Source organism: Pseudoalteromonas sp. TAP-3C (assembly GCF_059888565.1).
Map to the genome: position 1 here is coordinate 3,083,236 of NZ_CM187618.1, position 17,831 is coordinate 3,101,066.

A 17,831-nucleotide genomic window follows, 5' to 3' on the forward strand; every position below is an offset into this window, starting at 1 on the left:
TCCAGTGATTATTAAAGTTATTATTGTGCTACTGTTATTATTTATAGTGTTTAATTTATTTCGTGCTTTATTTATTATGGTGTCAGGAAAAACAAACGGACATCCAATGTCGCACTTTTTAGGGCGTCGGGTGTTATTTTCTGTCGTGCTATTAGTGATGGTAATTGCCGCATTAAAATTAGGTTTTATTACAGCAAATCAGTCACCTTTAATCACTAAAGCACATACACAAATACAAATAAACACAACCAAACAACATCAACAAAATGCCAATACCATGCCGCAGCTTGAAAGGCGAAGTGCTTATTTTTAGTGAAATGCCCTTTTAAAATACGTAGAAAGACGATTAATAAAATAATCGTCCCTAAGGTGACATGTATGCCGTGAAAACCGGTTAACAAATAAAAAGTATTACCATAAATGCCAGCATCAAGCGTTAAGTTAAGGTCGTTATAAGCATAAATATATTCTTCTACTTGCAGCCCTAAAAAACACACACCTAATAAAATAGTCACGCCTAAAAAAACCTTAAGTGGGGTGCGTTTGTTATTTTCCATCGCCACGTGAGCAAAGTGCAAAGTGACCGATGAAACTAATAAGATAAGGGTATTAATAAGCGGCAATCCTTGCCAGCCCATAGCTTGTGTAGTGGTGCCCCCTGGGGTATTTAACAATGGCCACATAGCTTCAAAAGTGGGCCATAGCACTTCGTTGGTCATTGCGTTGTTGTCAGCGCCGCCAAGCCAAGGCACAGAAAACATGCGGGCATAAAAAAGCGCCCCAAAAAAGGCCATAAAAAACATCACTTCTGAAAAAATAAACCAGCTCATACCTTGCCTAAATGAACGATCCATTTGTGCAGAATATAAACCTTGATGCGATTCTTGAATCACATTTTTAAACCAGTTAAACAACATATAAAGCAATATAACAATACCTACACAGAGTAAGTAAACACCGCTACCGCTTTCTTTACCCATTTCCATTACTGTGAATGCCGCGCCGATTGCAATAAAAAATAACGCAACAGCACCAACAATTGGCCATGGACTTTGATCCGGTACATAGTAACGTTCATATTTTTGATTCATTTTATTTGCTCCTAGTTTTTCACTAGTTTTATAAGCTAGTTATTGCTCGCTACTAGCCGTTCGCTAATATCAAATACGGTATAAGACAAAGTTAATTCCTCTACATCATCAGGTAACTCCGTATCGACATAAAAAAGTAGTTTAAATTCTAGCTCCTCACCCGCTTTTAACGGTTGCTGATCAAAACAAAAACAGGCTATTTTGTGTAAATATTTAGCTGCTTTACCTGGTGCCACCGATGGTATTGCCTGCATTACTCTATCCGTATTGCTGCTATTTTTTGCGCTAAACATAACCTCACGCATTTCACCGGGCTTTACATCCACACTGTATTCTTTAGATTTAACCTCAAAAGGCGCTCCACTTTGCGCATGTGTGGTAAAACTCACGCTTACTTTTCTGTTTTCAGTGACCAAGGTACTTTGCTGTGCTTGCTCTAACGAGGGTTTACCATTGAGCCCCGTTATATCGCAAAACACGTCATACAAAGGCACCATGGCAAATGCAAACGCAAACATTGCAATGCAAACAAGCACGAGCTTTTTTAAAAGCGGCAGATGAGTCATTATTTTATGTCCGGCGGTGTTGAGAAAGTATGATACGGTGCTGGCGAATCGACCTCCCATTCAAGCCCCTGTGCACCATCCCAAACTTTTGCAGGCACTTTGTCGCCCCCTTTTGCGCATTTATACACAACCACAACAAACAGTAATTGCGATAAACCAAAGGCAAACCCACCAATACTAATAATGGCGTTAAAGTCAGCAAACTGCAGCGCATAATCTGGGATACGGCGGGGCATACCTGCCAAGCCCACAAAGTGCATTGGGAAAAACAACACATTAACGCTTACTAACGACAACCAAAAATGCCATTTTGCCAAGGTAATATTGAACATATTCCCAGTCCATTTTGGCAGCCAATAATAAGCTCCCGCCATAATCGAAAATACCGCGCCTGTGACTAATACATAGTGAAAATGTGCAACCACGAAATAGGTATCATGATACTGGAAATCAGCAGGTGTAATCGCTAGCATCAACCCCGAAAAGCCCCCTAAAGTAAACAATACAATAAATGCGATACTAAACAGCATGGGCACTTCAAAGCTAATTGAGCCGCGCCACATAGTCGCTACCCAGTTAAATACTTTTACCCCCGTTGGCACCGATATCAGCATAGTGGCGTACATAAAAAACAACTCACCAGCTACGGGCATTCCTGTGGTAAACATGTGATGCGCCCACACAATAAAGCTTAATAGTGCAATCGAAGAAGTGGCATATACCATAGAGGCATAACCAAATAATTTTTTACGTGAAAATGTAGGAACAATCGTAGAAATAATACCAAAGGCAGGCAAAATCATAATGTAAACTTCAGGATGACCAAAAAACCAAAAAATATGCTGGAACATCACTGGATCACCACCACCCGCGGCATCAAAAAAGCTAGTTGCAAAGTATTTATCGGTGAGCACCATAGTAACAGCACCAGCAAGTACCGGCATTACCGCAATAAGTAAAAAAGCAGTAATCAACCATGTCCAAACAAACAAAGGGAGTTTCATCCACGTCATACCGGGAGCCCGCATATTGACTATGGTGACAACAACATTAATGGCCCCCATAATCGAACTAATCCCCATTATATGAACTGAAAAAACAAATAAAGCCGTGCTGTCGCTACTAAATGTAGTTGATAGTGGTGCGTAAAATGTCCAACCAAATGCTGGGCCGCCACCGGGCATAAATAATGATGCTAATAAAATTAAAAAGGCAAACGGTAAAATCCAAAAACTCCAGTTATTCATTCTAGGTAGCGCCATATCTGGTGCGCCAATCATTAATGGTATCATCCAATTAGCAAGCCCAGTAAAGGCAGGCATAACCGCACCAAATACCATTATTAGCCCATGCACTGTGGTCATTTGATTAAAAAAGTGTGGATCTACAAGCTGCAAACCTGGTTGAAATAACTCAGCCCGAATCACCATGGCCATAGCCCCACCAATTAAAAACATGGTAAGTGAAAAAATTAAATATAAACTGCCTATATCTTTATGATTAGTCGTAAATAACCAGCGTTTAAAACCTGTAGCAGGTTGATGAGCATGGTGAGCCTCATTGGTGTTTGATTGTTCCGCAATGCTACTCATTATTTACCTCCTCATCAGCGTCTATTGCCGCTTGTATCTCACTTGGTTGAATTACTTCACCGGTATCGTTACCCCACGCATTGCGCTTATAAGTAATAACGGCGGCTATTTGCTTTATGGATAATTGCTTGGCAAAAGATTGCATAGCAGTACCTGGTTTACCGTGAAGCAAAATATCAATATGTCCTTTGATATCACCTATGACTATTGGGCTACCTTTAAGCGCCGGAAAAACTCCCGCTAAACCCAAGCCTGTTGGTTGATGGCACGCCGCGCAGCTCGCCATATAAACTTGCTCACCAAGCGCCATCAGCTCCTCTTTTGGTACAGTTTGATCAAGCAATGCAGCATTTTCAGCAGCCGCCTTTTGTTTCGCTTGTTTAGCCTCAGCTAACCACGTTTTGAAGTCTTCTTCTGTTTTTGCTTCTACCACAACGGGCATAAAGCCGTGATCTTTCCCACACAACTCTGCACACTGCCCACGGTAGGTACCGACCTCATTAATATTAGTCCAGGTTTCGTTAATAAAACCGGGATTAGCATCTTTTTTAACGGCAAAATCAGGCACCCACCATGAGTGAATTACATCATCCGAGGTCATTAAAAAACGCACTTTTTGATTAATAGGAAGCACCAGTGGTTTATCTACTTCGAGTAAATAATTAGGGTTTTTATCAGATAAATTAGTTATTTCATCCTGAGTGGTTGCCAGCATTGAATAAAATTCAACATCCTCTCCCATGTATTCATAGTGCCACTTCCACTGTGATCCTGTAATTTTAATGGTCAAATCGGCTTTGCTAGCATCCTCCATCGCAATCAAGGTTTTAGTCGCAGGAATAGCCATAACAATTAATATGACAAAAGGAATCGCAGTCCATAGTATTTCTACTTTGGTGCTTTCATGAAATTGGGCTGGAACCGCCCCTTTAGATTTACGGTGATGAATGAGTGCCCAGAACATAATGGCAAACACAATCACCCCAATCACACAACATATTAAAAAAATAGTCATGTGCAGTTGATATACATTATTACTTATATCAGTTACGCCTTTACGCATATTATATTGGCTATTAGCAAGCACATTTTGCGAAAAAACTAATAATATAAGCCACAAGGAAGAACTAAGCTTACCCATGTGAAGGCTCCTTTAATGCTATTGCTGACGCAAAGCGAAGAGGCATACGGCTTAAACGCCTATTCGTTATTTTTATTTTTTACATGGAGCTGGATTTTTAAATGTGTGTTCTCAAAACTAATTTGCTGTGAGTTTTTTTTAGTCCAGCCATTTAATAAGTAGTTAAAAAATAAACAATAAGCAAGTTTGGTATAAAAAATAAACAGTGTTTGTTTTAAAAAGCGTAGCAAAAAAAAAGAGTAACTAATGAGGTAATTAATCTGAGAGTAAGGTTTAGTAAGGGGTTTGTTGAAATAACAGCAGAAAAAATATAAAAATATCATGATTAAAATAAATCCAGCGCCTAATTAACATTAAACGCTAAATTATGCTTTAGTATTACATCCAGTCAGCGTTACGAATAACGCCTACCGCTAAGCCTTCAATATTGAATGACTCATTTTTTAAATCGACTTCAATAGCCTTAAATTCGTCATTTTCAGCGTGTAAAAATACTTTTCTACCCGCTTTTTCTAGGCGTTTAACCGTTACATCGTCACCTACTCGAGCAACAATAACTTGACCATTTTCAGCAACTTGAGTTCGATGAACAGCCAATAAGTCACCATCCATAATGCCAATGTCTTTCATACTCATACCGTTAACGCGCAGTAAAAAATCAGCCGCGGGTTTAAACATTAAAGGATCAATTTTACAGTGGCTTTCTACATGCTGTTGCGCCAATATTGGCTCACCTGCAGCAACCCGACCAATTAAAGGTAAGCCCAGTTGCTCGGGTTCTCCTTCTTCAACAAGTTGAATACCGCGACTTGCGCCCGGCTTCATTTTAATCACACCTTTTTTAGCCAATGCTTTTAGATGCTCTTCTGCAGCGTTCGCACTTTTAAAACCCAGTGTTTGTGCAATTTCGGCACGTGTAGGAGGCATACCAGTGTCTTTAATAAACACTTTGATAAGTTCGAGTATTTGCGCTTGGCGTTTCGTTAATGGTCGCATACAACTGGTTTTCCATACAGTACAATTAACTGTGAGTATATACAGTTATTTAAAAATCGCAAATATAAATTAATACCTTAAAAAGACAAAATAAGATACTTTAAAAGCTGAGAGATCCCCACGAATTTAGCCTAAATTATCAATTTGTATAGTCAGAAGTGACAACTGGCTATACACATAAATAATGAACTGCCCATCAGGCTCATACCTAGGATCATCAACCACTTCTTTGCCAAGATAAATATAGGACAATACTCGTCGTTTTTTCTCTGTATTCGCTTGTAATGCCGCATCCCCTTGTTGTGCCGACACGGTGTACCCTATGCACCATAAGACAAACAACATTAACGCCGCTATGAGCAATAAATTATCAAACCTTTCTGCGCTTCTTGAATTTGCAAAGGCTAAACTAATGCCAAGTTTTGCATTCTTAGTGTCTCTGAAACTTTCTTCTATTTGCATACGTTGTTTATATAAAGTCACAATCCGTTGAGGCTTATCTGTAAATTGTGTAGGTAAATTAAACACAAGTAGCCAAGGCTCTTTGGCCTTTTGTTGTTGGTATTTAACCGTTGTACATTGAGATTGCCCACCCCGTTTTTTGATTTTTTTACGTCCCTTGTTTTTCCCTCTAAACAAAACACCTTGGCACGCGAAACGAACTGTTTTTCCGTAGTAAATCTGTGTCAGAAGGTGTGGTTTATCTGTTGCTTGCTCAAACCATGATTTACAATTTCGCCATGTCTCAAGGTCGCTAGATAAGGTCACATTGCCTCTGACGCGCCCAAGCCAATACCAGCCTTTATCTTCTATGGCTTTAAACCATGGCGTTCTAAAAATAGCATCAGATAAAATAATAGGCTGACAATCTGCAGGTAAACACTGTGCCAAGCTATCGAGTAAGTGTTGATGAGCCGCTTCGGTATTTAATTCGCTTTCAGGATACACTTTTTCATAGAGCGTTAACGCTCTTCCCCCCATTGGTATGCTTGCCCTGAGCACTTGAAATATTTCGCCGCCATTAATAGGTGACCAGTCAACGATAATAAGTGGGTGTTGTTGCTGGCCTACTAAGCATTCGGTCATATGTTCATAGAAACAAAGACGTTCTTGATGCAGGTTAGCATTACCAATCAAACGGTCTGCGCGTTTAATATCATGTTTTTTATCGGTATTAGAAAATGATTTTAATCCGCGGCCTAGGTAAGTGACAGTAACGCGCTGGTCACGCAAGCCTGAGTTAACAAACGTAAAGACTGTATTTAAACGTGTTTTATGAATTTCAGGGTAGGCAATGGCAATATCTTTGTGTAATATTTCGGTGGCTTTCATGATTATGAGTGAGTTTTTTTATAGTGAAAAAATTTGATCACAAATAATCATGAGAGTCTACCATTAATTTTTATTTTGTGGGGATTCGTCAGCTTTAAAAGCCCGCTAATAAATGTAATTATCAGCGGCGCATTGCAGTATTAATAAATTGTAGTATCTATCTGTCATTCCGCACCCTAAATCTGAATTAAATTAGTTCATTAAATGAGCGGTTGATCGAATTTTGTTAAAAAACACTTGACGGCGATCCCCATATTTGATCTATTACTCTCTTTTGAGAGCGCGTATTTATGTCTATCCCTTATGCCCAAAAACTCGAACACCACGGCTTAGTTGCTGGATTTTGTCACGATCTAGGTTTTGTCGATATTATTGATAACGCACTCGGTGGCGTGGCGCCTGAGCGCAACATCAGTTGTGGTCAATTAGTGTTGGCTATGGTGCTAAACGGCCTAGGTTTCACTGGCCGCACACTGCATATGTACAGCGAGTATTTTCAAGGCAAGCCGCTTGATAGATTAATTGGTGAAGGCGTAAAGTCCGAGCACATCAACGACGATGCGCTTGGTCGCTGTTTAGACACCTTATATGAATACGGCGTATCGAAGCTGTATCAGCAATTGGGTGAGGCGGTGGTAGAGAAATTAGGGTTACAAACCGAAGCTTTACACCTTGATTCAACAAGCTTTCATTACGATGGCAAAGCGACAAGCGAGCCTGATGATGACGAACCAAAACCTATCCGTATCGCGAAAGGTTATTCGCGCGACCATCGCCCTGAGCTCAACCAAGTGATACTCAATCTTATCTGTGAGAACCAGTCAGGCATTCCGGTTTATATGAAGCCTGCCAGTGGCAACAGCAATGATATGGAAGGCTTTAAACAGATTGTAAAGGCACATATTGGCAGTTTAAAAGCCGCGCAAGCCAGCCGCTACTTTGTGGCCGATGCCGCCTTGTATGTGCAAGAAACCATTAAAGATTTACATACTCAAGGCCAACTGTTCATTACGCGGGTACCGCAAACCCTCAAAGAAGCTAAAACCCTTGTTAAGCAAGCGCCTAACTTGAATTTCACCCCTATCTCACCAGGCTATGAAGGCGTCAGTTATGACAGTGAATACGGGGGTGTGAAACAAAAATGGCTACTCATTCGCAGTGAGCAGGCGTATAAGCGAGAGCAGCATAACCTGAACAAGCGTATGCTAAAAGCCGGAGAAGTTGCCCGCAAAAGCTTTAAAAAACTGTGCCAACAACGCTTCGCTTGCGAAAAAGACGCACAAAGCGCCCTCATAAAATGGCGAGGTAAACAAGCGGTATGTGATGTGGATGCACATGTTGTTGAAGTAGCCATTTTTAAGGGAGCAGGACGCCCTAAACTCGGACAATCTCCTGAGCGTATCGAATACCAGATTACGGGTGCATTATGCACACCACTGGCATCCAGAAAAGCCGCTTTACAACAACTGGGTTTGTTCATTATTGCCACCAATGATGTTAGCGACCATCTTGACATGGCAAACTTGCTGAGCAGCTACAAAGCGCAGCAGAATGTAGAAAAAGGCTTTCGATTCTTGAAAAGTCCCGACTTCCTTACGAGCGCTATTTACCTGAAAAAGCCTGAGCGCATTGAAGCCTTACTCATGGTAATGACTTGCTGCCTAATGGTGTACGCGGGGTTAGAGCATCAAATTCGCAAAACCTTGGTCGAGAAAAACTGCTACTTCCCCACAATGAAATACAAGCCGGGCCAACGCCCCACGGCACGCTGGGTGTTCCAGTGCTTCGAGCATATCATCATAATGTATTGGCCTGATAAGCCACCCATGGTGGCGAATATGCAGCCGCGCAATCAAACCATTGTTGATTGCTTGGGTGAAAAATATCAGCGGATTTATTCTTAAAATGGGTGCGGAAGATCGGATCTATACATTTTAATTCTCAATTACTTATCCAAGGAGCTAGCATGGGTATTTGGCACCAACCAATTACATTGGAATTTTGTAAACAATTAGATCAGGGCATTAACGGGCAAGGAACATTGATGAAAACTATGGGTATAGAAATCAGTGAAATTGGTGATGACTACTTAGTCGCGACTATGCCGGCGATTCCTGAGCATCACAACCCAATGGGCATAGTGCATGGTGGCGCAAATGTAGTGCTTGCTGAAACAGTAGCAAGTTATGCCGCTAATTTTATAGTCGATTTCACTAAGTTTTATTGCGTAGGACAAGAGATCAGTGCAAGTCACTTAAAAGCATCACGCAATGGCACATTAACGGCCACTGCCAGAGCTTATCATATAGGCAAGCGAAGCTCAGTTTGGGATATTAAAATAACCAATAGCCGCAATGAACTTTGCTGCGTATCACGCATGACCGCAGCCGTCGTCGAGCGAAAAGCCTAAATTACTTTTCCAGAGGGTAAATAGTAATTTCTATACCAGCACCAATTGCAGATATACGTAACAAGGTATCTGCATGCAAGGCTTGGTTAAAGCATTTTGGCGAAGTACCCGACTCAAACCCCATATCAAACGTTCTGCGTGAGCAACTTAACCATTGCTTTAATGCATTACGTGAACACGACTCAATTAACTCACACAAGTGATTAATCGCTTTATCTGGCGTGGTTATTTCACCTGCGACCTCTATGCGCGCAAGTTGGCGGTATTCGTCTTTATCATAATGTAAAATAGTTGCGACCTTTTTTAAATCTGCAACTAATACACTAATATCTTGCTTTGACTCAAGCTCTAGATCTACATTTAAAAATTGAATTTCCGACATTATCTCGTTTTTACCCTCTATTGCTGACGAATCCCCACAAAATAAAAATTAATGGTAGACTCTCATGATTATTTGTGATCAAATTTTTTCACTATAAAAAAACTCACTCATAATCATGAAAGCCACCGAAATATTACACAAAGATATTGCCATTGCCTACCCTGAAATTCATAAAACACGTTTAAATACAGTCTTTACGTTTGTTAACTCAGGCTTGCGTGACCAGCGCGTTACTGTCACTTACCTAGGCCGCGGATTAAAATCATTTTCTAATACCGATAAAAAACATGATATTAAACGCGCAGACCGTTTGATTGGTAATGCTAACCTGCATCAAGAACGTCTTTGTTTCTATGAACATATGACCGAATGCTTAGTAGGCCAGCAACAACACCCACTTATTATCGTTGACTGGTCACCTATTAATGGCGGCGAAATATTTCAAGTGCTCAGGGCAAGCATACCAATGGGGGGAAGAGCGTTAACGCTCTATGAAAAAGTGTATCCTGAAAGCGAATTAAATACCGAAGCGGCTCATCAACACTTACTCGATAGCTTGGCACAGTGTTTACCTGCAGATTGTCAGCCTATTATTTTATCTGATGCTATTTTTAGAACGCCATGGTTTAAAGCCATAGAAGATAAAGGCTGGTATTGGCTTGGGCGCGTCAGAGGCAATGTGACCTTATCTAGCGACCTTGAGACATGGCGAAATTGTAAATCATGGTTTGAGCAAGCAACAGATAAACCACACCTTCTGACACAGATTTACTACGGAAAAACAGTTCGTTTCGCGTGCCAAGGTGTTTTGTTTAGAGGGAAAAACAAGGGACGTAAAAAAATCAAAAAACGGGGTGGGCAATCTCAATGTACAACGGTTAAATACCAACAACAAAAGGCCAAAGAGCCTTGGCTACTTGTGTTTAATTTACCTACACAATTTACAGATAAGCCTCAACGGATTGTGACTTTATATAAACAACGTATGCAAATAGAAGAAAGTTTCAGAGACACTAAGAATGCAAAACTTGGCATTAGTTTAGCCTTTGCAAATTCAAGAAGCGCAGAAAGGTTTGATAATTTATTGCTCATAGCGGCGTTAATGTTGTTTGTCTTATGGTGCATAGGGTACACCGTGTCGGCACAACAAGGGGATGCGGCATTACAAGCGAATACAGAGAAAAAACGACGAGTATTGTCCTATATTTATCTTGGCAAAGAAGTGGTTGATGATCCTAGGTATGAGCCTGATGGGCAGTTCATTATTTATGTGTATAGCCAGTTGTCACTTCTGACTATACAAATTGATAATTTAGGCTAAATTCGTGGGGATCTCTCAGCCTCTATTGATTACCTTGCAAACTTTAACGCAGTTTTACTGTTATACCAAATCAACAACGTAGGAATCACTGCATTAACGCGTTTTTAGCGTTAGCCTCTGAATATTGCCCACGGTTTACTCCTAAAAAACGCCCTATACAAAATACGCAAATTAAAATTAAAGCATGCCGGTGACAGTTTACTTTTTTATTCTAAGCCTTAAACTAGCCGCTCCTGCAGTTCACGTATGTGATGGATATGATTCGGTTTATTTTAACTTTGTTGGCTTGCTGTGTTTGTTTTTCAGCAATGGGCGAACAATTTACGCGTTTTTCGAGTGCCAAAAAGCATTTAATTAGTACCCTTCCCGAAAACGCTAAAAGTATTTATTGTGGTTGCGATATAAAAAAACAAGGCAAAAAGTTGCTACCCGACCCCGCCCATTGTGGCTACGTGCCCCGCAACACACTCACCCGCTCAGGCAAAGTAAATCAACGTGCACTGCGAATTGAATGGGAACATATTGTACCGGCTTGGGAATTTGGTCACCAGTTACAATGCTGGCAAAATGGTGGGCGTAAAAACTGCCGCAAGGTGAGTGCTAAGTTTCGTATGATGGAAGCCGATATAAACAATTTAGCCCCTGCAATCGGTGAAATTAACGCCGATCGCTCAAATTATCGTTTTGGCATGTTAACCCAAACCGCTAACCAATATGGTCGCTGTGAAGTTAAGGTTAATTTTAAACAACGTGTGATTGAGCCACCTGTTCATGCACGTAAACGCATTGCCGATGCGTACGCTTACATGCAAAAAACCTATGGTTTAAAAATATCAAATATACAACAAAAGCTGTTTAATGCGTGGCAACAACAAGCTTATGCCGCAAACACCCACAGTAAAAAGCTGTAAGCTTATGTTTATAATGCTTGGTGTGGTCCAAATACTTCGTAGTGAATGTTTGAGCTTTGCACTCCTAAATCAAGTAACTGGCCTTTTACGTAAGCCATAAATGATGCTGGTCCACATAAATAAAATGCACCATTGCTAATAGGCAGTGATGCCTCAAGCACCGATAAATCGATGAGCCCAGTGAAATCACATCCCTCGCCACCTTGATTAAACCAAGTGTATGTTTTTAGCTGTGGAGACATTGCCGTTTGCTGCGCTAAATACTCTTTAAATGAAAATTCACGGCTGTTTTCACATGCGTGCAAATAACTAATCGCTTGGTTAGTCTTATCACTCAGTAGCGTTTGCAACATCGCCATCATTGGGGTTTGGCCAACACCTGCTGAAATAAGTACAACTGGAGTTGCCTCATTTTTTAAAATAAAATCACCTGCTGGCGGATAACACTCTACTCGTGCGCCCTGCTCTAGTGAGTGTAAATAATTAGACACCACGCCAGGCTGTGGTTGGCACTCTTTTTTAACGCTAATACGATAGTTTTTAGTATTGCTCTTTTGCGAAATAGAATACTGGCGGATCTCTTCATATTCTGCGCCCTCAGGCTTAACTTTAATGCCAATGTACTGTCCTGGCTTGTGGGAAATAACGGCTTTGCCGTCTACAGGCGTGAGGATAAAGCTGGTTACAAATTCAGACTCAACATGTTTATGGGTAATTTCAAACTTCCGTGTGCCCACCCAGCCACCGTGGTTATTTTTACTGTGTGCATACAACGCTGCCTCTTCGGTAATACAAATATCAGCCAGCAGGTTATAAGCTTCTCGCCATGCGTATTCAACATCAGCAGTAAATTGATCCGGAATAAGTTCTTTTAACGTGCCGATTAAATGTGCACCTACAATAGGGTAATGCTCGGGTAAAATATTCAAGCTGGTGTGCTTATGATTAATACGCGCAAGTGCCTCTTTTAATACAGCTAAATTATCAATATTTTGCGCGTAAGCAGCCAATGCATTAAATAATGCAAATTGCTGACGACCCGTTTCTTGATTGGTCATATTAAAAATATGTTTAAGTTCAGGGTTATGGCTAAACATGCGCTTATAAAAATAATCGGTGACCACCGTGCCTGATTCTGCAAGCAAAGGAACCGTACTTTTTACAATCTCGATAGTTTTTTCAGATAACATTTTGGTTTTCCCAAAGAGGAACTAACCACGACGCCCATCAACACGACGCCGCGTTAATATAGGTGTGCAGTGAATTAAAAATAATAAAAATGCCAGCAACCACAGTGCAGCACTGATTTGCCAAGCAAGGTGTGGCCCAATAATAAAAGGCAGTAAAGAACGAATAATCCCAGCCACTAACACCAAAGCAAAAGCAACGGCTATATAATGTGGAATAACCAAAGAACGCCCTGTGTGACCATGAGAAACACGTGTCATCATGGCTAAAATCATCATCCCTATGGTACTTATGGTAATAAGGTGTAATGCATCTTTAAATAAAATAACGCTGCTATAAAAGCTCACGGCTACCAACATTAAACCTACACCTAATGCTAAGTATGAAAAATGCAAAGACCATAACAAAGGAACGCTAAGCACTTTTTTATCCCACCAATAAAAACTGCGGATTAAATGCAGCACAGCAACCACAGCAAGTGCCCAACCTGGATTTAGCTGATTAAAAAACAACTGACTAAGAAAAAACACCGCAATACTAAAAACGCTCACATACAGTAATACTGAGTCCACTTTAGCTGTTCGTACCTGTGCTGTTAAACCGAGTCCTTTACTGGTAAAAAATGGTAATACACGCCCTGCTACTATGCCTATCAATAAGGTCATCAGTAATACTGCAGTATCAACAATGACAAGCGCAAACTGTATTTTTTGTTCAATCAGCATGGCTAAGTAAACAATATTTAACGTACACAGCGCCGCCAATAGTACTAAAAATTGATAGTTATTTTTGCTTTTAGCGGTTAATAACATATTAGCTAATACGGCAATAACTCCTAACCACCATAGAAGCTGTAACACCAACACCGCATATAAATTAAATTGTGTAAAAACAGGCAAAGACACAAAAAATGCACCTCGAGCAGCAAGCCATAACAGTGTTAAGAGCATTAATTTTTTGCCATTAATGCTAGGTACTCCAGTCCAAGTTTGCGCGGCGGTAAGTAAAAAACCGACCGCAACAACACCTGCAAATCCAAATAACATTTCGTGAGCATGCCATAATGTGGCGGGGATGGTTAACTGCCAAGTTGCACTCCCCGTTAAAATTAATAACCAGTAGCCTATTGAGCTAAAAGCCAACAAACCTGCAGCTAAAAAATAGGGTCTAAATGGCAGCATCCATAATGGCCATCGCGTTACTTGGTAAAAGCGAATATTAGCCGGTACCGGCTGAGATAAATTAATAGGTCGCATTAACGAACTTCCTTACCCATGCCATGTAGTGCGATACAGCGCAGCACATAGCTAATTTTTAAAATAGCAGCTATAACAATAGTGCTAATATGCGCCGAAATTTGCACCGGTATAGAAAAGTAATCGGCATAGTATTGCACAACCAGCTGTTGATAATGAGTTTGCCACTAGCAATCGTTTTTTCAGTAAACAAGCGGTCTCAGTTTTGTAGTTTGGATTATGTATAACTTATGTATTCATAACAAACTCAACAACTAATGTACTTAACTACCCTACTGCATATATCGCGCCAATAAAATAAGTACATATATTTCAATACTATAACTTATTAGCCTTTGCTTTTTATGTCTTTATGACCTATTTTAAATCAAACTAAAAAACACATATGAGTCATTTTGACATGAGCAGCGCAATTAACCTTACTGCCGTGGCGGTAAAACTAGCTCAAAGCACATTAGATAAAAACTGTTTTGAGCAATTACTGACTACCCTTGAAGCAGTAATTGCCAGTGATGCCAGCGCATTGCTTGAGTTACAAGGTGAGCAGCTCAAGCCGCTTGCCATTAAAGGCTTAATGCCAGATAGCTTAGGGCGGCGTTTTAAGCTTAGTGAACATCCGCGTCTAGAAGCTATTTGTAATACTCAGCAACCACTGCAATTTGCCCATGACTGTCCATTACCCGATCCTTACGACGGCTTACTGCTAGCAAAAATTGGCGACATTCCTGTACACGCTTGCTTAGGTTTGCCGTTATTTGATCAACAACAGTTGTTAGGTGTGATTACGTTTGACAGCCTTAATGCCAATGCTTTTAACACGCTTAGTGCGCAAACACTTAGCACCTTACAAGCCCTATGCAGTGCACATTTTAAAACGGCATTACAACTGGCTCATTATAAATTACATGCCCAGCATTCCAGCGCCTTAGTGCAAGAACTTAACCGCGAAGCGCTCACCCGTGATGGCGGCGAAATCATTGGTCAAAGCTCAGCAGTACAAGCACTTAAAAATGATATAAAACTTGTCGCCGCCTCTAATTTTAGTGTGTTAATTTTAGGCGAAACCGGCGTAGGTAAAGAGCTGGTTGCACGAAATATTCATTTACACTCTAAACGCTGGGAGCAACCACTTATTCATTTAAACTGTGCTTCGCTTGCTGAAAACCTCGCCGAAAGTGAGTTTTTTGGCCATGCTAAAGGCGCATTTACTGGGGCGGATCATGCGCGCCAAGGTAAGTTTCAGCTAGCGCACGGCGGCACTTTATTTTTAGACGAAATTGGTGAGCTACCACTGGTACTGCAAAGTAAATTGCTACGGGTATTACAAAGTGGCGAAATACAAACAGTAGGTGAAGACGAAGTAAAGTACGTTGATGTGCGAGTTATTGCGGCCACTAATCGTAATTTAAAAAAAGAAGTCGCAGAAGGACGCTTTAGAGCCGATTTATATCATAGATTAAGTGTCTACCCATTAACTGTAGCGCCGTTACGCCAGCGTGAAAATGATGTGGTTTTATTAGCTGGTTTTTTTGTTGAGCAAACTGCCCGAAAATTAGCAATAAAACAACTTAAGTTAAGTGTCGATACACAATTAATATTAACTCAGTATCAATGGCCAGGTAACGTAAGAGAGCTGGAACATGTGATCAGCCGCGCAGCACTAAAGGCCAAGCAAAGCCAATGGCAACAGGTTATTATTACTATAAAACCTGAGCACTGTGAGCTAAACCTTAGCGCTGGTAATGCAACACAGTTACCATTATCTGCTAATACGGCAAAAAGTACTATAGACAGTAATACCAGCATAGCAGAGCAAAACTTATCACTTAAGCAAGCAACCGATACCTTTATCCATCATTTAATTAGTCAGCAGCTTGAGCAACATAATTATAACTGGGCAAGTGCAGCACGCACCTTAAAAGTAGACCGTGCAAACTTAGTTCGCTTAGCAAGGCGCTTAGGTATTTCAATCAAAAAGTCGTTATAAAGTAGCTATAAAATCGTCAGTTCGTCTAAATTAGGAGCTTTACAGCAAGTAACCCCTAATTTTTTATAATGCCACATTAGCTTGCTTTATTTATTTGAAAATAGGTTTTTAATAACTGACTAAACGCTTGAACCTTAGCGGTTCGATGCACTAAATGATGTGTCACTAACCACAAATCAGTCGGCCAACTTAGCTCGTTAGGTAATACCGGAACTAAATCAGCGTATTGTGCGGCCACATCATGTTGCACCCCTCCAATACCTAACCCCTTAACAATGGCACGAGTAGCTTCTGAGGTTTCTGATACCCTAAGTTTAACTTGCGACGGGGGAATATTTTCATCAATCCATGCAAAATAAGGCACTTTGGCATTATACCCAGCCACACCCGATACAAAGTTATGCAATGAAAATTGTGTTAATGTTTGTGGCAGCCCATGACGGCTAATGTAATGCTTTGACGCATAAAGCCCTGAAGTTAGTGCCACTAAATGTTGGGCAATATAATCCCCTTCATCAGGTCTAGGACCAGCTCTTACGGCGATATGTGCTTGGCCATGGTCTAAACGTAAACGCTTTTGCTCCATAATCACTTGTAATTGCACTTGCGGATGCAACATTTGAAACTGCTCACACACCTCACTGAGCACATCAATAAAGCCACTGACTGTGGTGAGTAACAAACTGCCTTGCAAGGTGCTATCTGCGGCAATAATATCGCTGTGCAAACGCTCTAATTCACCATTAATCGCTTGCGCTGTAGTAAATAACTTAGCGCCAATTTCAGTGACCTTATAGCCTCTAGCATGGCGATGAAATAAACGTGCATTTAAGCTTTTTTCTAGATTATTTATTCGTCTGAGCACCGTACTATGATGAACATTTAACGCTTCAGCTGCGGCAGTTAAAGTGCCTAACCGCGCCACCTCAAAAGCGACCTTTAGATCTTGCCAATCATCAAATTGAATAGCCATGATAAATACTCTTTAAACTGTGCATATACGCACACAAGTTTTGCGTTTATTTGGCTTTTCTGCAAGTAATTATTTGTTAAAGTAATCACATCAAAACAACGACAGGATAAGCGTATGACAGCTCCAAAAATTATTGCCTTAGCAGGCAGCTTACGTAAAGACAGCTTTAACCAAAAATTGATCAATGAAGCAGCCCGCTTTGCATTAGAAAGCGGTGCAGAAGTAGAAATGATTAAACTGGCAGATCTAAACTTACCCATGTTTGACGAAGACATCGAAGCGCAAGGCACACCAGAAGGCGCACAGGTATTAAAAGACAAACTACGCGCAGCCGATGGTATATTATTGGCAAGCCCTGAATATAATGGCTCTATTACTGCTGTATTAAAAAATGCCATTGATTGGGCATCACGCACCGAACAAGGTGCAGAGCCTGCATTTGCAAATAAAGTAACCGCGTTATACGCAGCGTCACCGGGTGGACTGGGTGGTTTACGTGGCTTAAACCATGTACGCGATATTTTATCAGGCATTGGTAGCCTAGTACTGGCCGACCAATTAGCAGTACCAGCAATTCATACTGTACTAGATGAAACAGGCCGCATTAGCGACCCCGTGACGGCTGAAAAAGTAGCAGGCCTTGCGCAGCAACTCGTAAGCGTTACTAGCAAACTCAATAAGTAAG

The 17,831-nt window shown here is 40.8% G+C and carries 17 protein-coding genes; 7 read left to right on the top strand and 10 right to left on the bottom strand.

Features of this window, described 5'->3' with window-relative positions; all coding sequences use genetic code 11:
• Window positions 1-4: 4 nt before the first annotated feature.
• A complete protein-coding gene (locus AC6H44_RS14465; RefSeq protein WP_500736335.1) occupies window positions 5-313 on the top strand; it encodes a DUF2909 domain-containing protein in 309 nt (102 codons plus the stop codon).
• Here the strand turns inward: AC6H44_RS14465 and AC6H44_RS14470 are convergent.
• The 6 genes from AC6H44_RS14470 to AC6H44_RS14495 form a co-directional block, all read right to left on the bottom strand.
• On the bottom strand, window positions 216-1,091 hold the full coding sequence (locus AC6H44_RS14470; RefSeq protein ID WP_500736337.1) for a cytochrome c oxidase subunit 3: 876 nt from the start codon (window positions 1,089-1,091) through the stop codon (window positions 216-218). The genes AC6H44_RS14465 and AC6H44_RS14470 overlap by 98 nt on opposite strands.
• A gap of 35 nt (window positions 1,092-1,126) precedes the next feature.
• Complete coding sequence (locus AC6H44_RS14475) at window positions 1,127-1,657, bottom strand: cytochrome c oxidase assembly protein (RefSeq protein ID WP_500736339.1); 531 nt, start codon at window positions 1,655-1,657, stop codon at window positions 1,127-1,129.
• Entirely contained in the window at window positions 1,657-3,249 is a 1,593-nt protein-coding gene (ctaD, locus tag AC6H44_RS14480) for a cytochrome c oxidase subunit I (protein WP_500736340.1), read from the bottom strand. The genes AC6H44_RS14475 and ctaD overlap by 1 nt, the downstream gene beginning before the upstream one ends.
• Window positions 3,242-4,390, bottom strand: coding sequence for a cytochrome c oxidase subunit II (coxB, locus tag AC6H44_RS14485; RefSeq protein WP_500736341.1), 1,149 nt, complete (start codon window positions 4,388-4,390; stop codon window positions 3,242-3,244). The genes ctaD and coxB overlap by 8 nt, the downstream gene beginning before the upstream one ends.
• 378 nt (window positions 4,391-4,768) lie before the next feature.
• Entirely contained in the window at window positions 4,769-5,386 is a 618-nt protein-coding gene (gene lexA, locus AC6H44_RS14490; RefSeq protein ID WP_500736342.1) for a transcriptional repressor LexA, read from the bottom strand.
• Window positions 5,387-5,512: 126 nt separating this feature from the next.
• Window positions 5,513-6,718: an IS4 family transposase gene (locus tag AC6H44_RS14495; RefSeq protein WP_500735106.1), complete on the bottom strand. Its 1,206-nt coding sequence runs from the start codon at window positions 6,716-6,718 to the stop codon at window positions 5,513-5,515.
• Between the two features lie 290 nt (window positions 6,719-7,008).
• Between AC6H44_RS14495 and AC6H44_RS14500 the strand changes: the two genes are divergently transcribed.
• Window positions 7,009-8,622 (top strand): IS1634 family transposase, encoded by a 1,614-nt coding sequence (locus AC6H44_RS14500; RefSeq protein ID WP_500736343.1) that lies wholly within the window; start codon window positions 7,009-7,011, stop codon window positions 8,620-8,622.
• A 62-nt stretch (window positions 8,623-8,684) separates the two neighbouring features.
• Window positions 8,685-9,128, top strand: coding sequence for a PaaI family thioesterase (locus AC6H44_RS14505; RefSeq protein WP_500736344.1), 444 nt, complete (start codon window positions 8,685-8,687; stop codon window positions 9,126-9,128).
• A gap of 1 nt (window position 9,129) precedes the next feature.
• On the opposite strand, the gene AC6H44_RS14510 is transcribed toward AC6H44_RS14505, so the two are convergent.
• On the bottom strand, window positions 9,130-9,510 hold the full coding sequence (locus AC6H44_RS14510; protein WP_500736346.1) for a hypothetical protein: 381 nt from the start codon (window positions 9,508-9,510) through the stop codon (window positions 9,130-9,132).
• Between the two features lie 115 nt (window positions 9,511-9,625).
• Between AC6H44_RS14510 and AC6H44_RS14515 the strand changes: the two genes are divergently transcribed.
• A complete protein-coding gene (locus AC6H44_RS14515; protein WP_500735106.1) occupies window positions 9,626-10,831 on the top strand; it encodes an IS4 family transposase in 1,206 nt (401 codons plus the stop codon).
• A 257-nt stretch (window positions 10,832-11,088) separates the two neighbouring features.
• A complete protein-coding gene (locus AC6H44_RS14520; RefSeq protein ID WP_500736347.1) occupies window positions 11,089-11,742 on the top strand; it encodes an endonuclease in 654 nt (217 codons plus the stop codon).
• Window positions 11,743-11,750: 8 nt separating this feature from the next.
• Here AC6H44_RS14520 and hmpA read toward each other — a convergent pair whose 3' ends face one another.
• On the bottom strand, window positions 11,751-12,932 hold the full coding sequence (gene hmpA, locus AC6H44_RS14525; protein ID WP_500736348.1) for an NO-inducible flavohemoprotein: 1,182 nt from the start codon (window positions 12,930-12,932) through the stop codon (window positions 11,751-11,753).
• 21 nt (window positions 12,933-12,953) lie between these two features.
• Window positions 12,954-14,186: an NnrS family protein gene (locus AC6H44_RS14530; RefSeq protein WP_500736349.1), complete on the bottom strand. Its 1,233-nt coding sequence runs from the start codon at window positions 14,184-14,186 to the stop codon at window positions 12,954-12,956.
• A gap of 400 nt (window positions 14,187-14,586) precedes the next feature.
• On the opposite strand from AC6H44_RS14530, the gene norR reads away from it, so the two are divergent.
• Window positions 14,587-16,173: a nitric oxide reductase transcriptional regulator NorR gene (gene norR / locus AC6H44_RS14535; RefSeq protein WP_500738439.1), complete on the top strand. Its 1,587-nt coding sequence runs from the start codon at window positions 14,587-14,589 to the stop codon at window positions 16,171-16,173.
• A 76-nt stretch (window positions 16,174-16,249) separates the two neighbouring features.
• Here norR and AC6H44_RS14540 read toward each other — a convergent pair whose 3' ends face one another.
• Entirely contained in the window at window positions 16,250-17,146 is an 897-nt protein-coding gene (locus tag AC6H44_RS14540; RefSeq protein ID WP_500736351.1) for a LysR family transcriptional regulator, read from the bottom strand.
• Window positions 17,147-17,260: 114 nt separating this feature from the next.
• On the opposite strand from AC6H44_RS14540, the gene AC6H44_RS14545 reads away from it, so the two are divergent.
• Entirely contained in the window at window positions 17,261-17,830 is a 570-nt protein-coding gene (locus AC6H44_RS14545) for an NADPH-dependent FMN reductase (protein ID WP_500736353.1), read from the top strand.
• Window position 17,831: the final 1 nt, after the last annotated feature.